Here is a 23,314-nt window from a genome sequence, read left to right as displayed (position 1 = left end):
CTTCCTATGGTCTCCTTTTATTTCATCGCCTCAAGGGCGGCCTTTTCCTTTTCAACGAACATTTTCTGCCGTTTGGTCAACTCGTTGAAGTCCACCTGATGCCCCAGGAAATCCGGCCCGTGATAACAGGCGAACCTGGTTTTCCCGCCAACCGTTACCCGGCAGGCGCCGCACATCCCGGTGCCGTCCACCATGATGGCGTTGAGGCTCACCCAGGTCTCCACGTCTTTGCCTTCGGTCATTTTGGTGACCGCCTGCATCATGGGAACCGGGCCCACAGCCAGGGCCATGGACACTTTTTCCTTCTCCATGATCTTTTCCATGGCGTGCGTCACAAAACCCTGTATGCCCGCGGAACCGTCGTTGGTTGTTACAAACACCTCGTCGCAGGCGGCCCTAAGCTCGTCCACCATTATCAAAAGGTCTTTTGAGCGGGCGCCCACCACGCCGTACACGCGGTTGCCCAGTTTTTTCAACTCCCGGGCGGTAGGGATTACCGCTCCCGTGCCATATCCGCCTCCGAGCACCACGCAGGCGCCCTCGTATTTGGCCACGTGGGAACGCTGGCCCAGCGGGCCAACCACGTCGGTGAAACAGTCCCCAACCTCTTTTCTTACGGCCTCGGTGGAGGTGCGGCCGGCGGCCATGATGATTATCTCTATATAACCCTGCTCCCTGTCCCATCCGGCGATGGAAAGGGGCATACGCTCCGAATTCTCGTTGGGGCGGACTATGATGAACTGCCCCGCCTCAATTTTGCGCGCCAGAAACGGAGCGCTGAATTTAAAATAATAGGTGTTGGGGCAAAGCTCCCGTTTCTCCAGGATCTTGAATTCCTGCTTATACCTGCTCTTGGTCATTTTCCCGCTTTCCTTGCCTCCCCGGCAGTAATGCAACTGGCTCTCCGCCTCGTTGCGCACGATGAAGGCGCTGTCCCAGTCAAAATTGTCCATCCCCAGAATGGCGCGGAACGCCTTATGGGTCTTGTCCACCTGCTCCGGGGTGAAATAGGATTGCCGCGTCCCCTTCCCCAACGCCCGCACGGCGTGGCGGCGGACCAGCGCGGAATTGTCTGACAGGCTGGCGAACAGCTTGTCGAACATCACCATCCGCTCCCGCTCGCCAAAAGAGCCATGGGGGATGCGGTTGAATATCCGCCCCAGACAATAACAGGCGGAGGATTTCAGCTGTTTGTCCTGGGAATCGGCGCAGGCCAATAACGCCGCAGAGGTTTTCGTGATGGCCGGGTCGGTGAAATTGCCCACGGCCAGCAGGAGGTTTATCAGCGCGTAAGTATCCCCCTTCTTGCGGCCCAGGGCCAGAATGGTCTTGTCCACGGCTGGGGCGCCCATCAGCCCCAGCGCCCGGGCGAAATGCTCCGCCGATTCGGAGTCGGCCTCGGCCAACTGCTCTATAACCCATTCGGCCACGTCGCCACCCAAAGAGGCCATGGCTTTTTCGGCCTTCTCTATCACCGCCGCCAGGGCGCTGTCTGTGGAATGGTCACGGTAAAACACCGTGGAGATGGCCTCGGCCAGCCGCTGTTTTTCGTTAACGGCCAGGTTTTGCAGGGAGGCCACACTGGAAAGCGCTTCGTCGAGTTTTTCGTTTGAATGAGACGCAAACCCGGCGGCTATTTCCGCAATTTTGTCATTCATCTGTTAAAGTCCCCCAAAATATCAATAAACAGGCAAGCCTGTTCTATTCCTTTTCAAAACCTCTTTCCGGTGGAAAGTGAAAATGATACACGGAAAACGGTAAGCCTAACAATTCCAGTTTAAGCTTTTAACCGGGGCCGCTACAAGCTGTTGATGAGAACTGCGGCAAAAAAGATTCACCGCGGTACATGTTTTGAGGCAATAAAAAACGAATGCCACCATCATCAACTTGTATCCGCTTAGCGGCGAACTGGCGTGGACGGAGCCAAGCCTTTTGATTTTTAAAAGCTTTACCAATTTATCTTCTGTTTTTCCCTGAAAAAGGCCCCGGTGGGCCCGTGAGGGGGAAGCGTGGCCAGCCAAATGATGGTCTCGGCGCCGTTTTCCACGGAGAGGGGGGCCTGCGGCCCGCCCATGTCGGTTCTCACCCAGCCCGGGCAACAGGAGTTTACCAGTATGTCCGCACCGGCGGTTTCGTGGGCCAATATGCGGGTCATGGCGTTGATGGCGGTTTTGGATATGCGGTACGCCTTCCAGCCGCCGCCCATTTCCGTAAGCTGGCCCAGGCTGGAGGAGACATTCACGATCCGCCCGTAAGAATGTTTTCGCATGAGGGGAAGCAGGGACAGGGTAAGAAGCAATGGGCCCATCACGTTGGTGTCCAGCGTGTTGCGGAGGATGTCCACCCATATGGCCAGTTTTTCGTCCAGTTGGCAGACCCCCTCCTCCGGGGAGTCTTTATCCAGCATCACCCCGGCGTTGTTCACCAGCACGTCCGCCTTGCCGAACTCCTCGTCCAGCCATTGGACAAAAAGGTTGATGCTGTGGATGTCGGTCACATCCAGCTGGTGGTATATCACCGTAAGGCCTTTGCGCTCCAGTTCGCCGGCGGCCAGCCTTCCCTTGGATTCGTCCCGGCTGGTTAGCACCACGGTCATTTTCTCCAGGGCAAGCCTGCGGCAAACCTCGAACCCGATGCCCCGGTTGCCGCCGGTAACCACCGCAACTTTTCTGCTTTTCATGATTTTTTAAACCAAAAAGGTGTAGCGGGCCGCTAGCGCCAGGGCTATTACATGCGTGAGCCAGTGGACTTCCAGAAATTTGCCTTGCGCGGTTTTCAGCAGGGAATAGGCGATAAAACCCGCGCTCACCCCTTCGGTGATACTGACCGAAAGAGGCGTTATAATTATCGCCAGATAGGCGGAAAACCCGTCCGCAGGGTCTTCCCACTTGATCTCTTTTACCAGGGCCAGCATCAGCGACCCGACAACTATAAGCGCAGGGGCGATGATGGGGTAGAGATAAACCCCTTCGGCCACCTTGTACCCGCCCCCCACCATTTGCGCCAGGGGGCTTAAGAAAGTGGATAACAGAAAGAGCCCCGCGGTAACGATTGCCGCCAGGCCCGTGCGCCCGCCCACGGCTATGCCCGCGGCGCTCTCTATATATGCGGTGACGGTGGAAGTGCCCAGCATTGCGCCCGCCACGGTGCCCGCCGCGTCCGCGGCCATGGCTTTTTCGGCTTTGGGTATTTTCCCCGACGCGTCCATAAGCCCGGCGGTGGTGGCCACGCCCACCAGGGTGCCCACCGTGTCAAACAGAGCCAGCATGAAGAACACCGCTATCACCAGCCAGAAATGTTTATTCCCGAAAAGGCCTGGAAAATCCAGTTGCAGTAACGTTGGCGCCAGCGAAGGAGGGGCCGAGACCACACCATGGAACTCCGTAAGGCCAAATGGCAGCGCCACCAGCGCCGAGCCCAATATGCCCCACAGTATGGAGCCTTTCACGTTCCGTATCATCAGGGTCAATATCAGGAACGTCCCGAACAGGGTTAACATGACCGGGGGGGATTTTATACTACCCAACCCCACCAGCACCCCCGGTTTGGCCACTATAACGCCGCCCCATTCCAGCCCCAGCAGGGCTATCAGAAGGCCGATGCCCACGGCTATCCCCAGCCGGAGGGAGGCCGGAATGGCGCTGATTATCTTTTCCCGGAACCCGAAGAGGGACAGGAAAAGGAATAGCGACCCGGAGATGAACACCGCCGCCAGCGCCTGGCTCCAGTGGAACCCCATCCCTCCGGCGGCCACGGCGCCGCATACGGTAAGGGCGAAGAAAAAGTTGTGCCCCATGGCCGGGGCCACCACTATGGGGTAATTGGCTAAAAAAGCCATGAAGATGGTGGCCAGCGCGGTGGAAAGGCAGGTGGCGGTCATCACCGCGCCAAAATCCATCCCCGCCAGGGAAAGCACGGCGGGTTGTACAAAAATTATATAACTGGCGGTGAGATAAGTGGTGATTCCGGCGGTAACCTCGCGGCTTATGGAACTGCCGCGTTTATCAACCTCGAAAAGCTTTTCGACAAGACCGGCCATAACCCCTCCCGCCTATCAAGGCGTTTCGCCCACCGAGTCATTATAGATTGACTCCACATCCGGGACAAGCGCTGACGGCCTTCGCCAGCCACAAAGCGCAGTCTATCTAAAAGACAGTTGGTGTTAAATCGGAGGTGGAGGAAAAGGAGATTCTGGAGGATTTGATAAACCTGAGGGAGTTGAAAAACATGAAAAACGCTGGGGGGCATGGTTCGTGGCTCGACAGGTTCGCCATGACAAATGTAGGGAAGGAGTCCGTGGTCGGGCGACCACGGTGAAGCGGTGAGAATATCCCTAATAGTGGGAACATTGTCATGCCGGGCTTGACCCGGCATCGGGGCTTCGTCCATTCCTCGTTGAGGCCCTGATCCCGGCTCGCGCTGTCGCTTGGCCGGGATGACAAATGGCGCACCGCGAGTTTATCGAAGGGTGACATGGAACGAGCCGCAATAAAATGTTGCGCCTCACAGTTGCTGACCCCGGTCAACGGGCTTGACCCGGCATCGGGGCTTCGTCCATTCCCCGTTGAGGCCCTGATCCCGGCTCGCGCTACGCTTGGCCGGGATGACAAATGGCGCACCGCGAGTTTATCGAAGGGTGACATGGAACGAGCCGCAATAAAATGTTGCGCCTCACAGTTGCTGACCCCGGTCTTCTTTAGTCAACGACAGAAGCGACAGGAATCCGTGGTCAGGCGACCACGGGGAAGCGGTTAAAGGGCGACTACGGGGAAGCGGCCATGTGGCGGTCACGGGGAAGCGAAAAATGAAAAAACCACCCGGAAGGAATTTACTTCACGACGTCCTGGTGGTCATCCTTCTCCAGCCATACGGCGATGGCCGCCGCCCGCTCTTTTTTGGCCTGTTCCTCTTTATCGGCGTCTTTTAAATCTTTCACCGCTTCTTTGCGCGTCATGCGCATGTCCCTCAATACCCTTCGGCGGGCCTTGTCCAGGTCTTTGGGATCCTCCATCTTCATCATCTCGATGGGCTTATCCAGCTTCCAGTCGGTATCGTCGGAAACTCTTTGAATGCTGTTCGGTGTGGCGGCGGGTTTTTCCGGCTCGGCCGCCTCATGCTCCGGGGCTTTGGCTTCTTCCGGGGCGGCTTTATGTTCCCCGCCCTCCTCCACTGGCTGATTCCCGGCGGACTGCGGCGCATGGTTCCTCATTATAAAGAAGTACGCCCCGCCACCTGCCGCCGCCAGAAAGAGAATGACTAAAGGAATTATGGCCTGTTTCATTGGCTTTTAGAATGGATGATAGTGTTTCACCGTGGCCATATTTTATCCCGGGCCACGTTTTGTTTATCAAAAAAGTGACGTTTTTTCCGCATGTGGCGACAACTTCTGGCTGAAAAACAGACAATTCCGCGCGCCGCGCCAGCCTCAAAAACACTTCGTTACCGCAAAAACTTTTTGAATACAATGCGATGCGGGAAGACGCCGTTATCGCCTCAAGTTGGTATCGCTTATGCAAAGCTATGTAACATAAATTTATTAAACGAGACGATGGTTCCGATAAGAAGCTAAGAACAAGGAACCACACAGGGAGGCGTGGCCATGGACGGGAACGGCAACGAGAAAGAACTGAAAGCTCTTTCGCAGGCGATCATGGAAGCCATTACTCGAAACGAAGATGTGATGGCCCTCTTGCAGGACCTCAAGAAGCGGCAGGTGGTGGATTCTTCCACTTTACTGGGGCTGGCTTTGAGGATCGGCGAGATCATCGAAGTATCCGGCATGATGTACCGGCAGGACGAAATAGAGGAAATGACCGAAACGCCCATGGCTGAAACGGGGGAAGAAAAACAGGAACTCGTATTGGCCCGCCGCAAAGAACTGGTGGACGGACGGGAGCAGAGCAAGAACGAAGTCTCCTTCCGGGAATGGGTGGCTGAAAGGTTCGATGAAAGGGCTTGGTTGAAAAAGGCCCGGCTCATATTCTGACCACAACGCGACGAGGATGTCCGATTGAAACCTGTCGCGGCCGCCCAGGCGCCGCCTGGCGGCCGCGGGGTAATTGCATTCCCACAAAACGGTTAACGTTTCCTTGGCCCAGGGTTTCGTGAGTCTCGTGGATACCCTCCCTCCTCACAAAGAAGCCCCGGGCCATCGAAAACGCATTTTCCATCTTAAGTTGACGATAAAATCCCTCCATTTCGGTTAAAATAGTCTCGCCCGCCGGGTTCATGGCGGGCTTTCGCCACATTCTATAAACCCTGGGGGGATTCTTGATGAGCGGATGGCCTCCACCGCCCCTGGCCTTTCCCGATGAAGCGGGAGACGTGGCCGGGTGGCTTTCGGGCGTGGTGGAGGATTTTTTAAGGAATCCGCCTTTGCTCTCCGCCGAAGCGCTGGCCCAATCTGTGGAAGACGGCCCCGCCGAGCTTATCGCCCCTATCGCCGAAGGTCAAAAAGCGCTCCAAAATGGGCGGTTGAGCGACGCCGTTGGCCTGCTGGAGCCTGTGGCGGTGAACCATCCCCATTCAGCGGCGTTGACGGGGCTTGTGATGGCGGGGTTGGGGCTTTATCAAAAAGCGGTATTCTATTGGGAGTCGCTGGCTTATATGCTCCCCAAAGAAGCGCCACAATCTTTGTACCTCTCCCTCATAAATCTGGGGCGGGGGATGATAAAACAAAACCCCTCCTGGCACCCCGAGGCGGACGCTTTTACATTGTTATGCCGTGGCAAGGGGATAGACGTGGGTTGTGGCGGAAACAAAACCTGCCCCGAAGCCATAGGGGTGGACCTTACCCCTGGCGGCGCGAAAGGCGCCCATGGCGGCCAGAAAAGCGTGACATCCTCGGCGGATGTAGTGGCTTCCGGCGATTATCTGCCAATGTTCGGCGGCGGGGAGTTGGACTACGTCATCGCCCGGCACAACCTGGAGCATTACAAAGACCATGTAAAGGCGCTCAAGGAATGGGTAAGGGTGTTAAAACCCGGTGGGCTTTTGGGCGTGGCCGTGCCGGACCATGGATGGGTGGACACCATAAGGCTGGACCCTACCCATTACCACGCCTTCACTTTAGACAGCCTCCAGCGGCTGTTTGGTTTATTACCCTCCATGCGCGTGGCCTATGCGGGCGGGCTTGTGCCGCGATGGTCCATCATGGCCGTGGCGGTGAAGACGCCGGAACCGGAACCGTTCAACTATATCGAATCGGGCATTGCAAGAGACATCGAACGGTTAAGGCAAAGCGCGCTGCGGCAAAAAATGAATGGGCGGGAATGGCTCTGCGCGGAATGCGCCGTGGAGGAGAAACGGCTGACGGGGGCCGGTGATTAAATGATGGATAAAATAGACGAGGGCATAACCGTTTCCATAGGGGAAGCGCCCCAGACGCTGGAGCGACTTGTAGGGCGGATGTGCGGCATGCCCATAGATTTCTCGGACGTCCCGCTATTGCCGGAATCCACCAGCCCCGCCGAGCTTGAAACGCTAAACCTCGCGGCGGGGTACGCCACTTCCGGCAACCTGGCGAGGGCGTATCAAACCACGTCGGGGCCATTTGTGTCCTGGGAGTTCGACTACCTGCGGGGGAAGATAATGTTCTCCCTCCAGTGCTATCACGAGGCGGCCCGGCTTTTTGGCCGGGCGGTAACCCGGTTCGCGGGATATGGCGAGCTTTGGTTCCTTTACGGCATCGCCAACTACCAGATGGGGCTTTATTCCGAAGCGTTCATGGACTGGCAGGAAGCCTGCCGCGTGAACGCCAACCATCAGGACGCCAGGCTGTTGCTGAACCTTGGCGTTTCAATGATGAAAAACACCCACACCCATTTAAACCCCGAGGCGGAATTCGCCATCCCCGTAGCGGAAGGGAAAGGGATAGACGTGGGGTGCGGCGGCGCAAAAACCCATCCCGCCGCCATTGGGGTGGACATCATCCCGCCCGGTGAGCGGGGGCAGGATGCCAGCCAGAAAGGGCGGGTATCCCAGGCCGACGTGGAGGCATCCGGAGACGACATGCCGATGTTTGAAGACGGCTCTCTGGATTACATCATCGCCCGGCACAACCTGGAGCATTACGTTGATCCGCTGAAGACCCTCATGGAATGGCGGCGGGTATTAAAGCCCGGCGGCGTTATAGCCCTTGTCCTGCCCGACGACGACCAGTTCGACACCATCCATGCGGATTCCACCCATCTGCACGTTTTCACCAAACGCTCCATAAAAAACCTCGTCTCCCTGGTTGATGGGTTAAAAATAGCCAGCGTCGGGACGTGCATGAACAAATGGTCCTTCTACGCCATCATCCAGAAGAAGCCCAAAGGGGAACAGGCGGATTTTGATTACGGGCGCAAGCTCAACCTGTGGTTGTCTAAACAGGCGGCCGGGCGGGCGCAAAGCGCGCTGGCGGCGGGCATGGCAGGGGTTGCCGCGTCTGCGTTAAGGAAGCTGAGAGAGCTGGACCCTTCCGCCCCGCTTCCAGCCGACCCGGATTCTTTGTGGCCGGTTCCTTTTCAGGAGCATGCGCTCCAAACGGCAAACGGGTTGCGCGTGGTGGTGGTTGGCGTGGGCCCCGGCGCCGGGCATACAGCCGGTATTATCGAGACACTGGGTCACGCCGTGGAGCGGGTGGTGGCGCCGGGAGATTCCGCCCCGGACTGGCAGGTGGAAAAGCCGGTCCGGGAGTTTTACGCGCAGGTGATAGTGTCCGACAGGCTGAATCCGCAACTGGCGGAGATGGCGGCGGATATGGGCATATTGTATCTGGCCCGGCCCACATGGCCGGTTACCGCCGCCGAAGCCCTGCGGCGGGACAACGAATACGGCGCCACTCTGGTGTTCACACCGATTAGAGAAGATGTGGAGCGGCTGAAGGATGCCGGGGCGCTGGGAATAAAGTATCTACCCCCTTGCGCGGGCGTTACCGGCAAACCACAGGCCCGGAAAACGGTTGACGTCCTGGTTGTCCCTCCACGGACGGTTCGCGCCACATACGATGGTGCGCTGGATACCCTGCGCTCCAAATTGATGGACAACACCGGAACGGAAAAAGATAAAAACGGGATTTTCGCCGCCTTGCGCCGGATCGGAAAGATAATCGAATCGCTGGGCTCCGATACTCCCATCCCATGGGGCGCCGCCAAGGAAATTGTGGAAAGCCTGAGGGTGGAACGGTTCGGACTGGAAACTGACGCGCTTCTGTTCGCGCTGGCCGATGAAGCCTCTGCGCGGGCGCTTGACTCCATTGCCGCAACTCTCCGGGAAAAGGGAATTGATGTGGCTGTTGGCGGCGGGCTTATGGAAGCAAAGATATGCCTTTCGAAAATTCCAGCCTTCACCGCCCAAAGCCTCCCCCCCGTGGCGCTGGAGGCCGTGAGCGAAGGCGCGCTTCTCGTAACAAACACCGCGCCGGGGCTGGAGGCGTTTTTTAAACCGGGCGTGGATTTTATAACTTGCAAAAACGGCGATGAGGCGGTGGGCCTGGCCGAAAAATATCTGGCGGACGGGGACGCAATGGAAAGGATAACCGCCAGCGCCACAACCAAGGCGCAAGGGGAAAGCCTTTCCGCCAGTGAAGCGTGGAGCGCCATGTTGGCCGAAGCCTGGCGCGCCATGAAAGGAGCGCGGCCATGAAGATATTGTCGTTCAACTGGCACACGCCCTATCTTTCATTACTGGCAGGCTTGCGCCAGCATACTTTCGAGATAGCCCCCGCCAACCTGGAAGCGTCTTTCCTTAAACCGTGGGATGAGGCCATGCGCCCCATGCCGGAGAACGTCTCGGCCATCACAAAAGAAGAGGCGCGTGAAAGGCTTTCAAACCCCGGTTATTACGACCTGATGATAGCCCACAACGTTAAAGACATCGTCATGGCAAAGGATTTCGCCCTGCCCAAGATACTGGTGTTCCACAACCGGCTTTCCACCGAAGCGGAGCTTGGGAAAAAACCGGAGATAGTGAAAGATTACCGCGAATGGGTGCGCCAGCTGGTGTCCGGCGTATATTGCGTTTTCATATCGGAGACGAAAAGGCACGATTGGGGGATCCCCGGCGAGATAATCATGCCGGGCATAGATACATCCCTGTACGGCGGCTACACCGGGGAGAACCCCGTTGTGTTACGCATCGGCAACAATTTGAAGGTGCGGGACCTGATGACCGGCTACTCCGTGCAGGAGGAAGCGCTGGCCGATCTGGCCAATGTCATATTCGGCATGAACGCCGACATTCCCGCCAGCAGGCTGTCCTCTGGATGGGATGAGCTGAAAGAAGCTTATCGCAGAAACCGGTTGTTCATAAACACCACCATGGCCCCGTGGGAGGATGGCTACAACCTTGCCATGCTGGAGTCCATGGCCACGGGGATGCCAGTGCTGACGCTGGAAAACCCCACTTGCCCGCTCACGGACGGGGTGGACGGGTTCGTGGGCGCCACCGCCGCCGATCTGCGGGCCAGGGCGCAACGCCTGCTGGAAGACCTGCCACAGGCGAAATCCATCGGCGCCGAGGGAAGAAAAACCGTGGAGCGGCTGTTCCCCATTTCGGCGTTCCATGAAAAATGGGCCGCCGCCATCGGACGCGCCATGGACTGGAGCCCGAAACCGCCGGGGGTGATATTCCCCGCCGCGGGCACGGAAACGCCCCGCAGGCGGTTTGCCAAAAAACACCCGGCGGGAAAGAACGTTTTGCTCTCATACACCTCTTATCCCATCACGGCGGCGGCATACATTGAACGGGCTTTCCGGACGGGCCATGACGTGGTCACCGCCGGGGGCAGAATCAACGACCGCATCGTGAACATGTGGAACCTCCACAACATGAGGGGGGAAATAAAAACCCACGACATCCCCACGCCAGACCTTACGGGGGATATGGATTTTATTTTGCCCCGCCTGCCCCAGGGGTTTAAGCCGGATTTTCTTTTGTGGGTTGAAACCGGGCTGGGAAGGGCGCCTGTGAACCTTCACAAGCTGGACATCCCCAAAGCCGCTTACCTTATAGACACCCATGTGCATCCGGAGCGGGATATTGAAAACTCCAGGGGGTTCGACGTTGTGTTCGTGGCCCAGCGGGCTTACATTCCCCTGTTCCAGGCGGCGGGCGTAAAGAACGTCCATTGGCTTCCGCTGGCGTGCGACCCTGAAATCCACGGCAAACGGCCCATGGAAAAAACCCGCGACGTGGGGTTCGTGGGCTCATTAACCGATGAACGGCGGGTAAAGCTCCTTATGCGTCTGGCGGAAAAAATGGACGTACAGTACGGCAGGCTGTTCCTGCGGGAGATGGCGGATTTTTTCTGCGGCTCGAAGATCGTGTTCAACAACGCAATAAAGAACGACCTGAACATGCGCGTGTTCGAGTCCATGTGCGCGGGGGCCATGCTGTTGACAGACAACGCCGACGGCCTGACGGATTTTTTCAGGGACAAGGCGCATCTTGTGATCTACGGGGATGGGGATATCGTGGATCTGGCCGGGCATTACCTGGCCCATGACACAGAGCGGGACGCCATAGCCGAGGCCGGCAGGCGCGAGGTTTTGGAGAAGCACACATACGCCCACCGGGTGGCGGAGATAGTGAAGGTGATGGGCGGGCTTTAAACGCCTCCCGGCTTAAAAATATTCTTTCCTGCCCGCGTCCATAAGCCGTTCGTGGAATTTTTCGAACTCCGCCTCGAACTTGGCCATCAACCCTTCCTTGAGAAAAGAGTAATAACCGTTGGGGCAGATTATCAGATGCTCCCTCACCCAAATATCCATCAGCCTGGCGGTGAAACAAATCTCGCGGGTGAGGATGATGTCTTCCGCCGATGGCTCCGCCATCCCGCCGGGATGGTTATGGGCCAGCACCAAAGTTGTTGCGGCGTGGGCGATGGCTTTTTCCATCACCTGCCTGGGCGCCAGGGTTACGCTCCCCGGCGCTCCCGCTGAAATGCGCTCCTCGTGGAGGATGGCGTTCTGGGAGTTGAGGAACAGCACGTGGAAAGACTCCCGCTTCTCCCCCCGCAAGGCGTGGCTGAAATATTCCAGCACCTCGCCGAAAGAATTTAAATAATTCTCGCGCAGGATACGCTCCCGGAGGAATTTGCGGGCGATGGCGTGCACCAGCCTTAAACCCAGGGCGTTGTTGGGGCCGATGCCTTCTATTTTCTGCAGGTCTTGTATGGAAGCCTCCAGAACCCCCGCCAGGCTTCCGAACTGTTTCAAAGCGGCGCGGGCTGCCTGTTTGCAGTCCTTCCTCGGGGTGGCCAGGGTAAGCAGAAGCTCCACAATCTCGTCGTCGGTGAACTTGTCCAGCCCGAATTTCAAGAACTTGTCCCGCAACCTTTGCCTGTGCCCGGCCTGAGTCTCTTCCATGGCCGCCTTACGCCAGAACGTCGGCGATGGTGAATATCATCAGCCCCACGCTTATTATGCCGTTGACGTTGAAGAAGGCCACGTTCACCTTTGTCAGGTCCTCCGGTTTCACAAGCGAATGCTCGTACATTAACAGCCCGGCGGTGAGCGCCACGCCGGTGACGTAAATCCACGAAAGGTCCGTCACCGCCGCCAGGGTCAGAAGCAGGGCCACCATAATCCCGTGGAACACCGCCGCCATGGACAACGCCCGGCCAACCCCGAACCGCTGTGGGATGGATTTGAGGCCCCGGCCCTTATCGAACTCCATGTCCTGCAACGAATAAATGGTGTCCAGCCCCGCCAGCCAGAAAATCACCGCCAGCCCCAACAGTATGGGCGGCGTAACAATCTCCTCCCGCACGGCCACCCACGCGCCGATTGGCGCCAGCGACAGGGCCGCGCCCAGGAAGAAATGGGAGTATGCCGTGAGCCGTTTGGTGTAAGAGTAGAAGAACACGATAAACAGCGCCGCCGGGGACAGTTTCAAGGCCAGCATGTTTATCTCCCCGCACACCATGATGAAAGCCATGCCCGAAACGAGGATGAAAGCCACATAATGCAGTTTGTCCGCTTTTCCGGCGGGCAGGGCCCGGTTTTGCGTCCGGGGGTTTTCCCGGTCGAAAGGCTCGTCCACCAGCCGGTTGAACGCCATGGCCGCCGACCGGGCGAACACCATGGCAAGCCCAATCCAGCCCAACAGCGCCCATGAGGGGAAACCCCCGGCCGCCATAAAAGCGCTCATGACGGCGAAAGGCATGGCGAATATGGTGTGCGCCACCTTTATGTCGTCAATTATCGCCAGCAGGGACTTGAGCAATTGGAGCCCCTTTCTCTCACACCGCTTCCAGGTTGGCGTACTTTAACACCAGCTTCTTCTCGCCGAACCTGGGGAAATAAACGGTTATCTTGCTGTTCTCCCCTTTCCCCTCAACGTTGCGCACGAACCCCACCTGGAAGGACTTGTGCCGCACTTTCATTCCCGGCGCAAACTCTCCCGGCGGAACGGTGGACGCCGCAGGCGGCGTGGGGCGGCTCTCAAAATCCAGCCCTCCTTGAGCCGGGGGTTTGGGCCACGATTCGCGGGAGGGCCTTACAGACTCCACAGGGAAACGACGCTCCGGCGCGGCGGACGGCCTGTATCCCCCATCGAAAGCCGGGCGGCGCGAAGCCCCGAAAGCGAACGAAGGACGCTCCCCGGCGGTCATCTCCTGGGGCAGATCGGCCACAAACCGCGACGGCCGGTTCATCTGCGACACGCCGAACACCCGCCGGGTGTCCGCGTAGGTGATAAACAGTTTTTGCCGCGCCCGGGTCATGGCGACGTACATCAGGCGCCGCTCCTCCTCCATCTGGGAAGGGTCGTCTTTGCTTCTGGCGTGGGGGAAAATGTCTTCCTCCAGCCCGGTGATGAACACCACGGGGAACTCCAGCCCCTTGCTGATATGCACGGTCATAAGCCGCACGGCCCCGCTTTGGTCCGCCGTGTCGGCGTCGGCCACCAGCGCCGCCTGGTCAAGAAACGCTGTGATGGAGCCGTCTTCCGTCCGTTCGGCGAAATCCTCGGCGGCGTTCACAAGCTCGTTAAGGTTTTCCATGCGGGAGGCGGCCTCGCTGGTTTCCTCTTTGGCCAGCCAGTCCATATAGCCTGACACCTGCAGGGCCTCGGCAAAAGCGTCGGGGGCCGTTTTTGTGGCCGCAAGGCTCCGGATGCGCGCCAGGGTCTCGCGGAACCCGGCGAGCCTGGGCTTGGCGCCGCGCCCCATCTCCGGCATGTGGTCTATTTCATCCAGCGCCAGCGCCAGCGGCATACCCGCTTCCCGGGCATAAGCCTCCAGCCGCTCAAGAGTTGTGGCGCCGATGCCCCGGGGCGGCGTGTTCACCACCCGGTTGAACGAAACCTCGTCGTAAGGATTCAGCGCGGCGCGGAAATAGGCCAGGATGTCTTTTACTTCCTTGCGCTCGTAGAACTTCAGGCCGCCGTAAACCTGGTATGCAAGCCCTTCACGCCTTAGCGCGTCTTCTATGGCGCGCGACTGGGAGTTGGTGCGGTAGAACACCGCGAAATCGCTGAGCCCATGCCCTTTTTCAGCCATCAGCCTGCGGACGGAGCGGGCAACGAACCAGCCCTCGTCCACCTCGTCGGCCGCCATGTAAACGGTGACCTTCTCCCCGGCGGAGTTGTTGGTCCACAAACTTTTCTTCTTCCGGTTGGGATTGCGTGACACCACGGCGTTGGCGCATTCGAGTATGGTGCGGGTGGAGCGGTAGTTCTGCTCCAGCTTCACAACCTTGGCTTCCGGGAAATCTTTCTCGAAGTTCAGGATGTTGGCGATGTTGGCGCCGCGCCACTGGTAGATGGACTGGTCGTCATCCCCCACCACGCAGATGTTCCGCTCCGGGCCTATTAAAAGCCGGATAAGCTCGTATTGGGCCACGTTTGTGTCCTGGAACTCGTCCACCAGAATGTGGGAGAACCTTGAGACGTACCGTTCCCTTACATCCGGCTGGCTCTTCAATAGATAAACGGCCTTGCCCAGCAGGTCGTCAAAATCCATGGAGCGGCTGTCGGCCAGCCGTTTTTCATACATGTAGAATATTTTCAGGAACTCTTCGAACCTGCGGGGGTTCAGCTCCGCCTCGGCCTCTTTGGCGCCTTTCAGCCGGTTCTTGAATCCGGATATCATGGCGCCCATCTGCCGGGCCGGGAACTTCTTTTCATCAAGGCCGATATCCGCCAGGCACAGCCGCATAAGCCGTTCCTGGTCCTGCGCGTCGTACACCACAAAGTCCGCCGGATAGCCGATACGCTCCGCATCGCGCCGGAGCAGACGCAGGCATGCCGAGTGGAAGGTGGATATCCATATATCCATCCGCTTGCCGCCCAACAGGCTCTGGGCGCGCTCTTTCATCTCGGCGGCGGCCTTGTTTGTGAAAGTGAGGGCGATGAGCCTGTACGGGCTTAACCCCCCGGCTATGAGCCTGGCGATGCGATAGGTTATGGCCCTGGTCTTCCCGGATCCTGCCCCGGCCAGGATAAGAAGGGGGCCGTTGCCGTGATCCACCGCCTCCAGCTGGGGCGGGTTAAGCTCTTCCTCCAAGCGCTCCCGGCTAAACCGCTCGGCCATGCTGGTGAAGGTGTGCGAGATGTCGGTGAAATTGTCCTGTGACACGGGGATACTCATGATTACCGGGGCAGGAACCGGGAGAATTGATCATAAGGGGCGTATCCGCTCACCTTTTGCGCCAACTCGCCTTTATGGTAGATGAGCATGGTGGGAGTTTGATAGACCCCCAGCGACTCGGCCAGTTTCCTGTCCGCCTCCACCTTGGCGTTTATCCTGCCCTTCAGCTCATCGGTGAAATTTATATCCGGCAGGCGCGCCTTAAGATGGTCGTACAGCTTGTCCTGATTATCGAACAGCGCCTTGCGCGCCGCCAGAAACACTTCCGGCCCGCTGGTTAAAGCCACCCCGTTGGCGTAAGACACCGCCACCGCCGACAACTGGTGGGAGTTTATTATGAAATCCCGGTACACAATAAGTATGCCCGGATGCTCTTTTCGCATCTTGTCTATCTCCGGCTCCAGCTTCTTGCAGTACCCGCACTGGTAATCCGAAAATAACTCCACCCGGACAGGGGAGTTTTTGTCCCCCTCGTAAGTTAAATATTCGCCAGTGGATACCGCCACCGGCCTTGCGGCGAATTTCACCGGCGCGGCGAACCCGGCGAAGGACACGAGGATAATTACCGGCGCCGCCCACATGGACGGCGCGGCGAACGTGTCCCCGCTTTTCAGCCGCCACGCCAGCGTAAGCGCGAACAGCAACAGCACGTTCACGAACTGCACCAGACAGAAGGCGCAGTATATCTGGATGACCGACGCCATTACCCACAGGAAATAAAGCTCCGCCCCCACAAGGAACGAAGCCATGGGCAGGGCCAGCTTTTCAGCGTACCGGGCCAACCCGATAAAGACGATGTACGATAATAGGCCCCAGTACGCCACGGAAACGCCGAATACCTTCGAATACGGGGTGTTGGCCACGTCCGCGCATCCGCTTGACCCGCCGCCGCATATCGCCATGATCACGGGGAAATGGTGTGAAAGCTCCGTAAGCGCGGTTATCCCCGCCCCCAGGCAGGCCACGATATAAATAATGGATTTCAACAGGCCGCCCGCGGCCTCCGGCGCCGGGGCGCTAATTGACGGTTTACTTTTTTTACCCATGGATTCTTTTCATAAAAAGGTTCATTGCGCCCGCCGTTTTTGCGCAAGCTGGCGGGGGGCTGAAGTTCACTTGGCGTCTTTCTCCAGGGAAAGGCCGCTTATGGCGCTGTCCCCTCCGGGGGCCTCCGGTTTTTCCACCTCTCCAGCTGAACCGGATATGGGCTTTTCGTCCGGCGACTCCTCGAACCAGTAAGGCTCCACATTGAAATGGCGGTGGATGCCCTCTTCCTCCACCTGGGTGGGGCTCAAGGGCGTATGGGGGGACGGGGCCGCCAGAACCTGCTCCATGGAGCAGTTCACGTTCAGCCGGGACATGCCCCCCTTGGCCAGGGCCGACCACGGGATGAGTATCTTCTTCCCCATGATGGACAGGAACCCGCCCACCTCGATAATGACGTACCGGGGCCTGTGCGTGGCCTCGTCCACCAACAGCTCACGGATGCTGGTGATGTCCTTGTCCATGTCGTCATAGACGTAATAGCCCATGACCCGATAGGCTGGGGCCATGTCGAAATTTATTGAGGAAGCCGTTACAAGGCCCATGCTCACACCATTTACGCCAGGATTATCAAGAGCCGCTCCCGCGGCCAACATCAATTCTAGTTTAACGGAGGGCTCAAATCAAATCATCGGCAAGGCCGGTGGCGCCCCAGTTTGGAAGTACAGGGAAGATTCTTCACTTACGCTCAGAATGACAATATAAAGGCCGTTGATAACATTGTCATCCTGGGCGAAGCGCAAGCGAAGTGAAGGATCTGTCTGTTATTTGAGATTCAAACTGGGACACCACCGGAAGGCCAGCTGGCCCGCCGGTGGATCCGTTTGTGAAATCCTCTTGTCCATAAGCGTTCCGGCGGGGCTATAAATCTAACATTGGAAATTCCATAATCTAAGTTAGGCTTTCGCCATAAGGCGTAAAGACTGCCCAAAAGGCTTGATAGGCGTGCGTTTGGACGTTCGCGCGGAGCAAAATAAATTTTACTTTCCATTTCCAGCGACTTATACTTTTATCTAATATAAGCCGTAACACTCTACATTAATTATCAATCCGGAGATTTAGTAATGTCGTTCATTAACGTAAAAGAGGTCAACGCCAAAATAGCCGACCTGGAGGCCCAGCTGAACGTTCTGCGCGAACTGCTTCAGATAGGCGTATTGCTTTCGGGCGGCCGCGCGGAGGAAAAAGGCTCCGCCAGAGGCCGTGGCAGGAAAGCCGGAGCCAGGCGCGGGTCTCTTTCAGCGGCCATCATCACGCTGGTGGAGAATTCCAACAGGCCGTTGACTTCCGGGGAAATAAAGCAGGCCATGGTGAAACAGGGGTTGGCGGATCCGAAATCATCTTCGGTTTACGCGCTGTTGTTGCAGATGGCCAAGCGCGGGACATTGAAAAAGGCCAAAACGCCGGACGGGGTGGCCTATTCGGCGGTTGCGGGCGCCGCCCCTAAAAAGCCAGGCCGCCCCGCCGGGAAAAAAGGCAAGAAACGCCGGGGGAAGCTTTCCAAACAGGAAGCGACCGGAGCCGCCACGCAGGCGTAAATGAGGCGCGTCAAATAACGCGCAGGTGGATTTTGAATGGAACGGGGAGGAGCTTAATAAGCCTCCCCGTTTTTTTTAGTCTCCAGACTTTATTTGCTCTATGGTCTGGCGGACAAGGTTTTCGGCCACGCTCAACGTGCTCTCCTCGGCCACTTTGCGGAACGTCTCCAGCAACCGGGGCTCCATGGCGTCCACGGCCCGGCGCACGGAAGCGTCCACCATCCGCTCAAACTGCTCCCCGCTGAGCGCGTGGGACATAGTGGAGTGTATATGCTGAAGCATTATCTCTTTTAAGTGGCCGGACTTTGTCCAGTCCTCCAGCACCTTGGCCACCGCCCGGCCCACGGCTCCTTCCAGCCGCTCGTCGCTTACGCCTTCCACCGCGCGTTCCGGCTTAACCTGTGGCTCCATAGCGCCGCCACCCTTCACGGCCTCGTCTATGGCCGCCAGCATCCGCAAAGCCTCTTCCGAAAGGTTTTCATCATCCGCCGGAAGCTCCGCCTCCAGGGGGGACACCGCCCCTTCGGGCCGTTTTAACTCCAGGATGTCCGAAAGGTCCGGCTCCGTGGCCGAGGGGTCGCGCGCAAAAGATCCGGCGGAACCGGCTACGGTCTCCTCCTCGTCGCCGGAGACAGTCTCCACCGCCAATTCGTCTTCCAGTTCCCCGTCTTCCGGCGAAATCGCCTCCGCCGACAGCTCCAGTATCTTCACCACCGGCTCCGGGCCGCGCTCCTCATCCATGCCACTGTCGGCATCCTCTTCATACCCCGTCTCAGCCGGGCCGTGCTTGCTCACGGATTCGAGGATATTTTCGAGGGATACGTCTATATCCTCAAAGGTGTCTTCGGTATTCGCGGAGGCGGCCATGGCGTGGGTTTTCGCTTCGGCCTCCTTCACGGCGGCCATCACCTTTTTGACCATCTCCTCGGAGCGGAATGGTTTTTCAAACCGGCCCGCCGCGCCCGCCTGGGCCGCCCGGGCGTCGTCGAAATCGTCCAGAGCGGAGGAAAGCAGATAAACGGGGATATGCGTAAGTTCGCTCTCTTTTTTAATAAAACGGCACAGGTCGAACCCGTCCATCTCCGGCATGTTCACATCGGCGATGATGATGGAGGGCATGTGTTTGCGGGCCATGTCCAGCGCGGCGCGCCCGTCGGAAGCCAGGAGGATTTCCACCCCTTCGCTTTCGAAGGCCAGCTCGAAAACTTTTTGTATGGTGACGCTGTCGTCGGCCACCAGGACTTTGTTTTGACCCATTTTTATATGAAGCGGCTCCACTTAGCGCGGAGCCGAGTTTATCCCACCTTAATAAACCTTTGTTTCAGGCAAAGCTTACACAGTTATTCCGGTGGTGTCAAACAGGCCCGCGCTAAAGGCCCATGGCGAAAATCCGGTAGTGTCTCAGTTTGAAAGTACAGGGGAGATTCTTCACTTACGCTCAGAATGACAATATAAAAGCCGTTGATAACATTGTCATCCTGAGCGAAGCGCCAGCGAAGTGAACGATCTGTCTATTATTTGAGATTCAAACTGAGACACCACCGAAAATCCCATTGATAAACATGGCCAGCCGGGTTAGAAATCAATGTGGAAGATGCGCGTGTCCGGTGATGCGGCTGGACTTCAAATCCAGGCGGGGGCGTAAAAGCCCCCGGAGGGTTCGACTCCCTTCATCTTCCGCCAATTTTAACGCCGCCATGTTATTATCTTAATTGTCTTTTAATCGAATAGGGTCGGCGCATGAAAAAAATAACTGTCGCTGATGTTCTTTCCATGCCTGTTTCCGAGCGGATTCTTTTTGTGGAGGATGTGTGGGACAGCATAGCCGCCACTCCTGAAACGGTTCAGCTTACCGATGCGCAACGGACGGAACTGGATAAACGCCTGGAGTACTACCATAAGAATCCATTGACGGGCTCACCTTGGGACGAAGTTAAAATCCGGGCGCGTGGATAAGAATGAGCGGCTCCGTTGTTTTTCACCCATCAGCGGAGGAAGATGTCCGGCAGGCCTACCGATGGTATGAAGAGCAAAGAAAAGGATTAGGGGAAGATTTCCTTTTATGTATCGAAGCGGCCATTAACGCTATAAAAGAGAGCCCTCTCAGTTTTCCTGCTATTCATAAAAATGCGCGGCGGATATTAACACGGCGCTTTCCATACTCAATCTTTTATGTAGCAAGCGGCGCCACGATAACAATCGTCGCTGTATTCCACTGCCACCGGGCCCCGATCCTCTGGCGTAACCGAACGTAAGAAACCCGTATCATTTTCCCTTCATCTTCCGCCATTCCCGCGTTTCATGATGAAATAAAACGCCAGCGGCGCGCCGATACAGCAGATGGCGATAATGGACAGGATAACGATACCCGCAGTGGACATATCACGCTCACCCTTTAAATTCGATAACCGTAACCCCGTCGCCCCCTTCTTCCACGCCGCCGGGCCGGAAGCTTTCCACATACCTGGAGGTTGAAAGGTATTCCCTAACAGCATTGCGCATGGCCCCGCTCCCCTTGCCGTGGATAATGCGCACGGCCCTGGCCCGGTTTTTAACGGCGTCATCCAACTGCCGCCCCAGTTCGTCCAGCCCTTCCTCCACACGCATGCCGCGCAAGTCCACCTCCACAAGCTCACCGGCATGTGGCGGGCGTTTTTTGGCGTACACTTCGGCCAGCCCTGCTTCCTGTGTTTTGGGTTTTCCGTCTTTGTCTATCCCCACCACGTCCTCAAGCCGGGCGGTAACGCGCACCCCGCCGAACTGCACCTCCAGTTTGCCATCCTCCGGCCCCGCCACTATCTCCCCCTTGCGCTCCAGCGGGACGACGTAAACCATGTCGCCGGTTTTCAGCCGGGCGCGCTCTATCGTTTCCTCGGGCGCGGCGGCGGCTTTGGCCTGGGCGGCCAAATCATCCAGCTTGACCAGAGCCCGGCGGGCGGTTTCTTTCTCGGCGGATTTGGTCTTCACTTCCTCCACCATTTTCCATATCTCGCTTTTGGCCGCGGCCACGTCTGCCGACACTTTTCGTTTGGCGGTCTTGGCCAGCTCCTGCCGAGCCTCCGCCAATTCCTGTTTTATCCGCTCGGCATCTCTTAATGCGCGTCCCGCCTCGTCCCGGGCCTTTTCCGCCTCCCGCCGGGCGCGTTCCATGAGGATTTTCTCTTCCCGCAAAGCCTCCATGGCCTTTTCAAGCCGTTCGTCGCCACCCTCAAGATAAGTCTTGGCCTGGGCCACTATGGAAGACGGCAACCCTAGCCGTTCGGCCACGGCTATGGCGGAACTGGCGCCGGGCACCCCGCTCACCAGCCGGTATGTGGGCTTTAGCAGAAGCGTGTCGAACTCCATGGACGCGTTGTGGTAGCCCGGCTGGGACTGGGCCAGCATCTTAAGCTCGCCGAAATGGGTGGTCACCACCACATCGGCCCCGCTTTTCGCCAGGTTGTCCAGCGCCGCCAGCGCCAGGGCGGAACCTTCTTTGGGGTCGGTGCTTACCATCAATTCGTCCAGCAGGACCAGCGAACCCTCCCCCGCCCCGGCCAGCACATCCTTCAGGGTCACAAGATGGGCCGAGAAGGTGGAGAGGCTGTCGTGGATGGACTGGGCGTCGCCGATATCCACGAATATCTCGTTGTAGAAGGGTATGGAAGACCCCTCTTCGGCGGTTATGAAAAGCCCCATCCTGGCCATAAGGCCAATGGCGCCGATGGTCTTGAGTATTACTGTTTTGCCGCCAGTGTTGGGGCCGGATATCATCAGCGTCCTGGCGCCTTCGGGCATGCCAATGTCGTTGCGCACAACGTCGCGGCTTTCAAGAAGCATTACGGGATTGGCCGCGTTGCGCAGGTTTACCGGGCCTTGCAGGAGCGGCCGGGAACAGGCCAGCGTTTTGGCCAGCCGCGCTTTGGCGAATATAAGGTCCAGCCGCGTGATGGAGGCATGGGCGGCTTTAATGGGCTCGGCTTCGGCCGCCAGCATGGAGGTAAGCTCCATAAGCAGACGGGCGATTTCGGCGGCCAGCGCCATCTCCGCCTCCTTGAGCCGGTTGTTCATTTCCACCAGCGCCTTGGGCTCGATATAAAAAGTCTGCCCGGTGTTGGAAGAGTCGTGGATTATCCCTTCCACGTGGTTTTTATGCTCGGCCCGCACGGGGAGGACAAAACGGTTCTCCCGGAGGGTAACGTAATCCTCTTGCAACATGGGAGCCAGCTTAATGTCCCGGAGCATGGTTTCCGCGCGGTTACGGATGGTCTGCTTTAGCCCGTTGGCCGAATCGTAAAGCCTTTCTATCTCCGGCGTGGCGTCTGGCCGGACCATTCCATCCTCGTCTATGGACTCCTCGATAAGCTCGGCCACCCCATGGATCAGCGGCAGGTCGCAATAAAGGGGATGCCCCTCCACAACCCGCTCCCGGTCGAAAATATGTTTCACCCTGCGGGTGGCGTTTAGCAGTGGCAGGAACGCCCTTAATTCCTGGCCGACCAGGGTATGCCCCTTGCCCGCTTTGGATAGAAACGCGAGGATGTCCCCAGCCGGTTCAATGTCGAAATCAGGGCTGGTGGTGATTATCTCCACCATGGCGGCGGTCTCGTCCAGCAGTTTTTCGGCCTCCTGGCGGTTTGGGGATGGACGGAGGTTGTCCGCCAGGGCTTTCCCCCCTTCGGTGGCGGCCAGGGATTTTAACCGGTCCAGCGCCATGTCCACCCCCAGCAGGGAGGCGCAACGAAGGAAATTATCCATCCTTTTTCTTTTCCCCGGGCTGGCCTTCCTTGCGCATTGCGGCCCGTTCCTTCATTCTTTTCTCCATCTGTTCCCGTTTCTCCCGGTTCTGGCCCCAGGCGTACCAGTTGGCCCATTTTGTGAGAAGGGCCGCCAATATCAAGCCAAGGATAAGGACCGCAGGTATTATTATCCGCTCCATTTCACTCCACCAGAGCTGTATTGCGTCAAATTGGGAATTGTCGGAAATCCTGGCCGCTGTGGCAAGCCCTGTTTTCCCGAAGGGAGGGTTGTGGTAGATTCAACCCGAACCGCCGGAGGGCGCCCGGCGGGCGGAAAAATTTCTTTATTTCATATCCGGGGGGAGTGGCGCGGTGGTCCGGTTTTTAATGTGGCTTATTCTGTTCGGTCTGGTAATGTTCTTCATCATAAACGGCTGGTA

At 57.8% G+C, this 23,314-nt stretch carries 19 protein-coding genes and 1 tRNA gene; 8 read left to right on the top strand and 12 right to left on the bottom strand.

Features of this window, described 5'->3' with window-relative positions; genetic code table 11:
• Nucleotides 1-17 precede the first annotated feature (17 nt).
• From HY751_12565 to HY751_12550, 4 genes are all read right to left on the bottom strand, one after another.
• Nucleotides 18-860, bottom strand: coding sequence for a sulfide/dihydroorotate dehydrogenase-like FAD/NAD-binding protein (locus tag HY751_12565; protein ID MBI4667227.1), 843 nt, complete (start codon nucleotides 858-860; stop codon nucleotides 18-20).
• 1,088 nt (nucleotides 861-1,948) lie between these two features.
• Nucleotides 1,949-2,683, bottom strand: a complete 735-nt coding sequence (locus HY751_12560) for an SDR family oxidoreductase (protein ID MBI4667226.1) — start codon at nucleotides 2,681-2,683, stop codon at nucleotides 1,949-1,951.
• 3 nt (nucleotides 2,684-2,686) lie between these two features.
• Nucleotides 2,687-4,039 (bottom strand): NCS2 family permease, encoded by a 1,353-nt coding sequence (locus HY751_12555; protein MBI4667225.1) that lies wholly within the window; start codon nucleotides 4,037-4,039, stop codon nucleotides 2,687-2,689.
• Between the two features lie 789 nt (nucleotides 4,040-4,828).
• Nucleotides 4,829-5,209 carry a hypothetical protein gene (locus HY751_12550; GenBank protein MBI4667224.1) on the bottom strand — a complete coding sequence of 127 codons (381 nt, stop codon included), beginning with the start codon at nucleotides 5,207-5,209 and terminating at the stop codon, nucleotides 4,829-4,831.
• A gap of 390 nt (nucleotides 5,210-5,599) precedes the next feature.
• Between HY751_12550 and HY751_12545 the strand changes: the two genes are divergently transcribed.
• The 4 genes from HY751_12545 to HY751_12530 all read left to right on the top strand — a co-directional run bounded on the left by HY751_12545 (nucleotide 5,600) and on the right by HY751_12530 (nucleotide 11,594).
• Nucleotides 5,600-5,986 carry a hypothetical protein gene (locus HY751_12545; GenBank protein MBI4667223.1) on the top strand — a complete coding sequence of 129 codons (387 nt, stop codon included), beginning with the start codon at nucleotides 5,600-5,602 and terminating at the stop codon, nucleotides 5,984-5,986.
• Between the two features lie 287 nt (nucleotides 5,987-6,273).
• Nucleotides 6,274-7,329, top strand: coding sequence for a class I SAM-dependent methyltransferase (locus HY751_12540; GenBank protein ID MBI4667222.1), 1,056 nt, complete (start codon nucleotides 6,274-6,276; stop codon nucleotides 7,327-7,329).
• Entirely contained in the window at nucleotides 7,330-9,627 is a 2,298-nt protein-coding gene (locus HY751_12535) for a methyltransferase domain-containing protein (protein ID MBI4667221.1), read from the top strand.
• Nucleotides 9,624-11,594 (top strand): glycosyltransferase, encoded by a 1,971-nt coding sequence (locus tag HY751_12530; GenBank protein ID MBI4667220.1) that lies wholly within the window; start codon nucleotides 9,624-9,626, stop codon nucleotides 11,592-11,594. Before HY751_12535 ends, HY751_12530 begins: the two co-directional genes overlap by 4 nt.
• Nucleotides 11,595-11,606: 12 nt before the next feature.
• Here the strand turns inward: HY751_12530 and radC are convergent, their stop codons facing one another.
• The 5 genes from radC to HY751_12505 form a co-directional block, all read right to left on the bottom strand.
• Nucleotides 11,607-12,350, bottom strand: a complete 744-nt coding sequence (gene radC / locus HY751_12525; GenBank protein MBI4667219.1) for a DNA repair protein RadC — start codon at nucleotides 12,348-12,350, stop codon at nucleotides 11,607-11,609.
• Nucleotides 12,351-12,357: 7 nt separating this feature from the next.
• Nucleotides 12,358-13,149: a UbiA family prenyltransferase gene (locus tag HY751_12520; GenBank protein MBI4667218.1), complete on the bottom strand. Its 792-nt coding sequence runs from the start codon at nucleotides 13,147-13,149 to the stop codon at nucleotides 12,358-12,360.
• Nucleotides 13,150-13,225: 76 nt separating this feature from the next.
• Nucleotides 13,226-15,574 carry a UvrD-helicase domain-containing protein gene (locus HY751_12515; GenBank protein ID MBI4667217.1) on the bottom strand — a complete coding sequence of 783 codons (2,349 nt, stop codon included), beginning with the start codon at nucleotides 15,572-15,574 and terminating at the stop codon, nucleotides 13,226-13,228.
• Nucleotides 15,575-15,576: 2 nt separating this feature from the next.
• Nucleotides 15,577-16,620 carry a thioredoxin domain-containing protein gene (locus HY751_12510; protein ID MBI4667216.1) on the bottom strand — a complete coding sequence of 348 codons (1,044 nt, stop codon included), beginning with the start codon at nucleotides 16,618-16,620 and terminating at the stop codon, nucleotides 15,577-15,579.
• Between the two features lie 66 nt (nucleotides 16,621-16,686).
• Nucleotides 16,687-17,163, bottom strand: a complete 477-nt coding sequence (locus tag HY751_12505; GenBank protein MBI4667215.1) for a PRC-barrel domain-containing protein — start codon at nucleotides 17,161-17,163, stop codon at nucleotides 16,687-16,689.
• Between the two features lie 519 nt (nucleotides 17,164-17,682).
• Here HY751_12505 and HY751_12500 point away from each other — a divergent pair.
• The gene (locus HY751_12500) at nucleotides 17,683-18,156 is read left to right on the top strand and encodes a hypothetical protein (protein ID MBI4667214.1); all 474 of its coding nucleotides are present in this window, start codon (nucleotides 17,683-17,685) and stop codon (nucleotides 18,154-18,156) included.
• 75 nt (nucleotides 18,157-18,231) lie between these two features.
• Here HY751_12500 and HY751_12495 read toward each other — a convergent pair whose 3' ends face one another.
• The gene (locus HY751_12495; GenBank protein ID MBI4667213.1) at nucleotides 18,232-19,413 is read right to left on the bottom strand and encodes a response regulator; all 1,182 of its coding nucleotides are present in this window, start codon (nucleotides 19,411-19,413) and stop codon (nucleotides 18,232-18,234) included.
• Between the two features lie 332 nt (nucleotides 19,414-19,745).
• On the opposite strand from HY751_12495, the gene HY751_12490 reads away from it, so the two are divergent.
• The 3 genes from HY751_12490 to HY751_12480 all read left to right on the top strand — a co-directional run bounded on the left by HY751_12490 (nucleotide 19,746) and on the right by HY751_12480 (nucleotide 20,411).
• Nucleotides 19,746-19,839, top strand: a tRNA-Sec gene (locus HY751_12490).
• A 57-nt stretch (nucleotides 19,840-19,896) separates the two neighbouring features.
• Entirely contained in the window at nucleotides 19,897-20,112 is a 216-nt protein-coding gene (locus tag HY751_12485; protein ID MBI4667212.1) for an addiction module protein, read from the top strand.
• Nucleotides 20,113-20,114: 2 nt separating this feature from the next.
• Complete coding sequence (locus HY751_12480; protein ID MBI4667211.1) at nucleotides 20,115-20,411, top strand: type II toxin-antitoxin system RelE/ParE family toxin; 297 nt, start codon at nucleotides 20,115-20,117, stop codon at nucleotides 20,409-20,411.
• A gap of 133 nt (nucleotides 20,412-20,544) precedes the next feature.
• Here the strand turns inward: HY751_12480 and HY751_12475 are convergent, their stop codons facing one another.
• Together HY751_12475 and HY751_12470 are read right to left on the bottom strand one after the other, a co-directional pair.
• The gene (locus tag HY751_12475; GenBank protein MBI4667210.1) at nucleotides 20,545-22,893 is read right to left on the bottom strand and encodes an endonuclease MutS2; all 2,349 of its coding nucleotides are present in this window, start codon (nucleotides 22,891-22,893) and stop codon (nucleotides 20,545-20,547) included.
• Nucleotides 22,886-23,074 carry a hypothetical protein gene (locus tag HY751_12470; protein MBI4667209.1) on the bottom strand — a complete coding sequence of 63 codons (189 nt, stop codon included), beginning with the start codon at nucleotides 23,072-23,074 and terminating at the stop codon, nucleotides 22,886-22,888. Before HY751_12470 ends, HY751_12475 begins: the two co-directional genes overlap by 8 nt.
• Nucleotides 23,075-23,314: the final 240 nt, after the last annotated feature.

Source organism: Nitrospinota bacterium (assembly GCA_016208975.1).
Lineage (GTDB): Bacteria > Nitrospinota_A > UBA7883 > UBA7883 > JACRLM01 > JACQXA01.
This window is presented reverse-complemented; position numbering and strand designations above follow the sequence as displayed.

Bases quoted from the DNA above. Each gene is read 5' to 3' on its own strand.
- HY751_12505 (MBI4667215.1), bottom strand. From the start codon at position 17,163: ATGGGCCTTGTAACGGCTTCCTCAATAAATTTCGACATGGCCCCAGCC.
- HY751_12515 (MBI4667217.1), bottom strand. From the start codon at position 15,574: ATGAGTATCCCCGTGTCACAGGACAATTTCACCGACATCTCGCACACC.
- HY751_12520 (MBI4667218.1), bottom strand. From the start codon at position 13,149: ATGCCTTTCGCCGTCATGAGCGCTTTTATGGCGGCCGGGGGTTTCCCC.
- HY751_12565 (MBI4667227.1), bottom strand. From the start codon at position 860: ATGACCAAGAGCAGGTATAAGCAGGAATTCAAGATCCTGGAGAAACGG.
- HY751_12485 (MBI4667212.1), top strand. From the start codon at position 19,897: ATGAAAAAAATAACTGTCGCTGATGTTCTTTCCATGCCTGTTTCCGAG.
- HY751_12535 (MBI4667221.1), top strand. From the start codon at position 7,330: ATGATGGATAAAATAGACGAGGGCATAACCGTTTCCATAGGGGAAGCG.
- HY751_12495 (MBI4667213.1), bottom strand. From the start codon at position 19,413: ATGGGTCAAAACAAAGTCCTGGTGGCCGACGACAGCGTCACCATACAA.
- HY751_12480 (MBI4667211.1), top strand. From the start codon at position 20,115: ATGAGCGGCTCCGTTGTTTTTCACCCATCAGCGGAGGAAGATGTCCGG.
- HY751_12550 (MBI4667224.1), bottom strand. From the start codon at position 5,209: ATGAGGAACCATGCGCCGCAGTCCGCCGGGAATCAGCCAGTGGAGGAG.
- HY751_12475 (MBI4667210.1), bottom strand. From the start codon at position 22,893: ATGGATAATTTCCTTCGTTGCGCCTCCCTGCTGGGGGTGGACATGGCG.
- HY751_12530 (MBI4667220.1), top strand. From the start codon at position 9,624: ATGAAGATATTGTCGTTCAACTGGCACACGCCCTATCTTTCATTACTG.
- HY751_12510 (MBI4667216.1), bottom strand. From the start codon at position 16,620: ATGGGTAAAAAAAGTAAACCGTCAATTAGCGCCCCGGCGCCGGAGGCC.
- HY751_12540 (MBI4667222.1), top strand. From the start codon at position 6,274: ATGAGCGGATGGCCTCCACCGCCCCTGGCCTTTCCCGATGAAGCGGGA.
- HY751_12545 (MBI4667223.1), top strand. From the start codon at position 5,600: ATGGACGGGAACGGCAACGAGAAAGAACTGAAAGCTCTTTCGCAGGCG.
- HY751_12470 (MBI4667209.1), bottom strand. From the start codon at position 23,074: ATGGAGCGGATAATAATACCTGCGGTCCTTATCCTTGGCTTGATATTG.
- radC (MBI4667219.1), bottom strand. From the start codon at position 12,350: ATGGAAGAGACTCAGGCCGGGCACAGGCAAAGGTTGCGGGACAAGTTC.
- HY751_12555 (MBI4667225.1), bottom strand. From the start codon at position 4,039: ATGGCCGGTCTTGTCGAAAAGCTTTTCGAGGTTGATAAACGCGGCAGT.
- HY751_12500 (MBI4667214.1), top strand. From the start codon at position 17,683: ATGTCGTTCATTAACGTAAAAGAGGTCAACGCCAAAATAGCCGACCTG.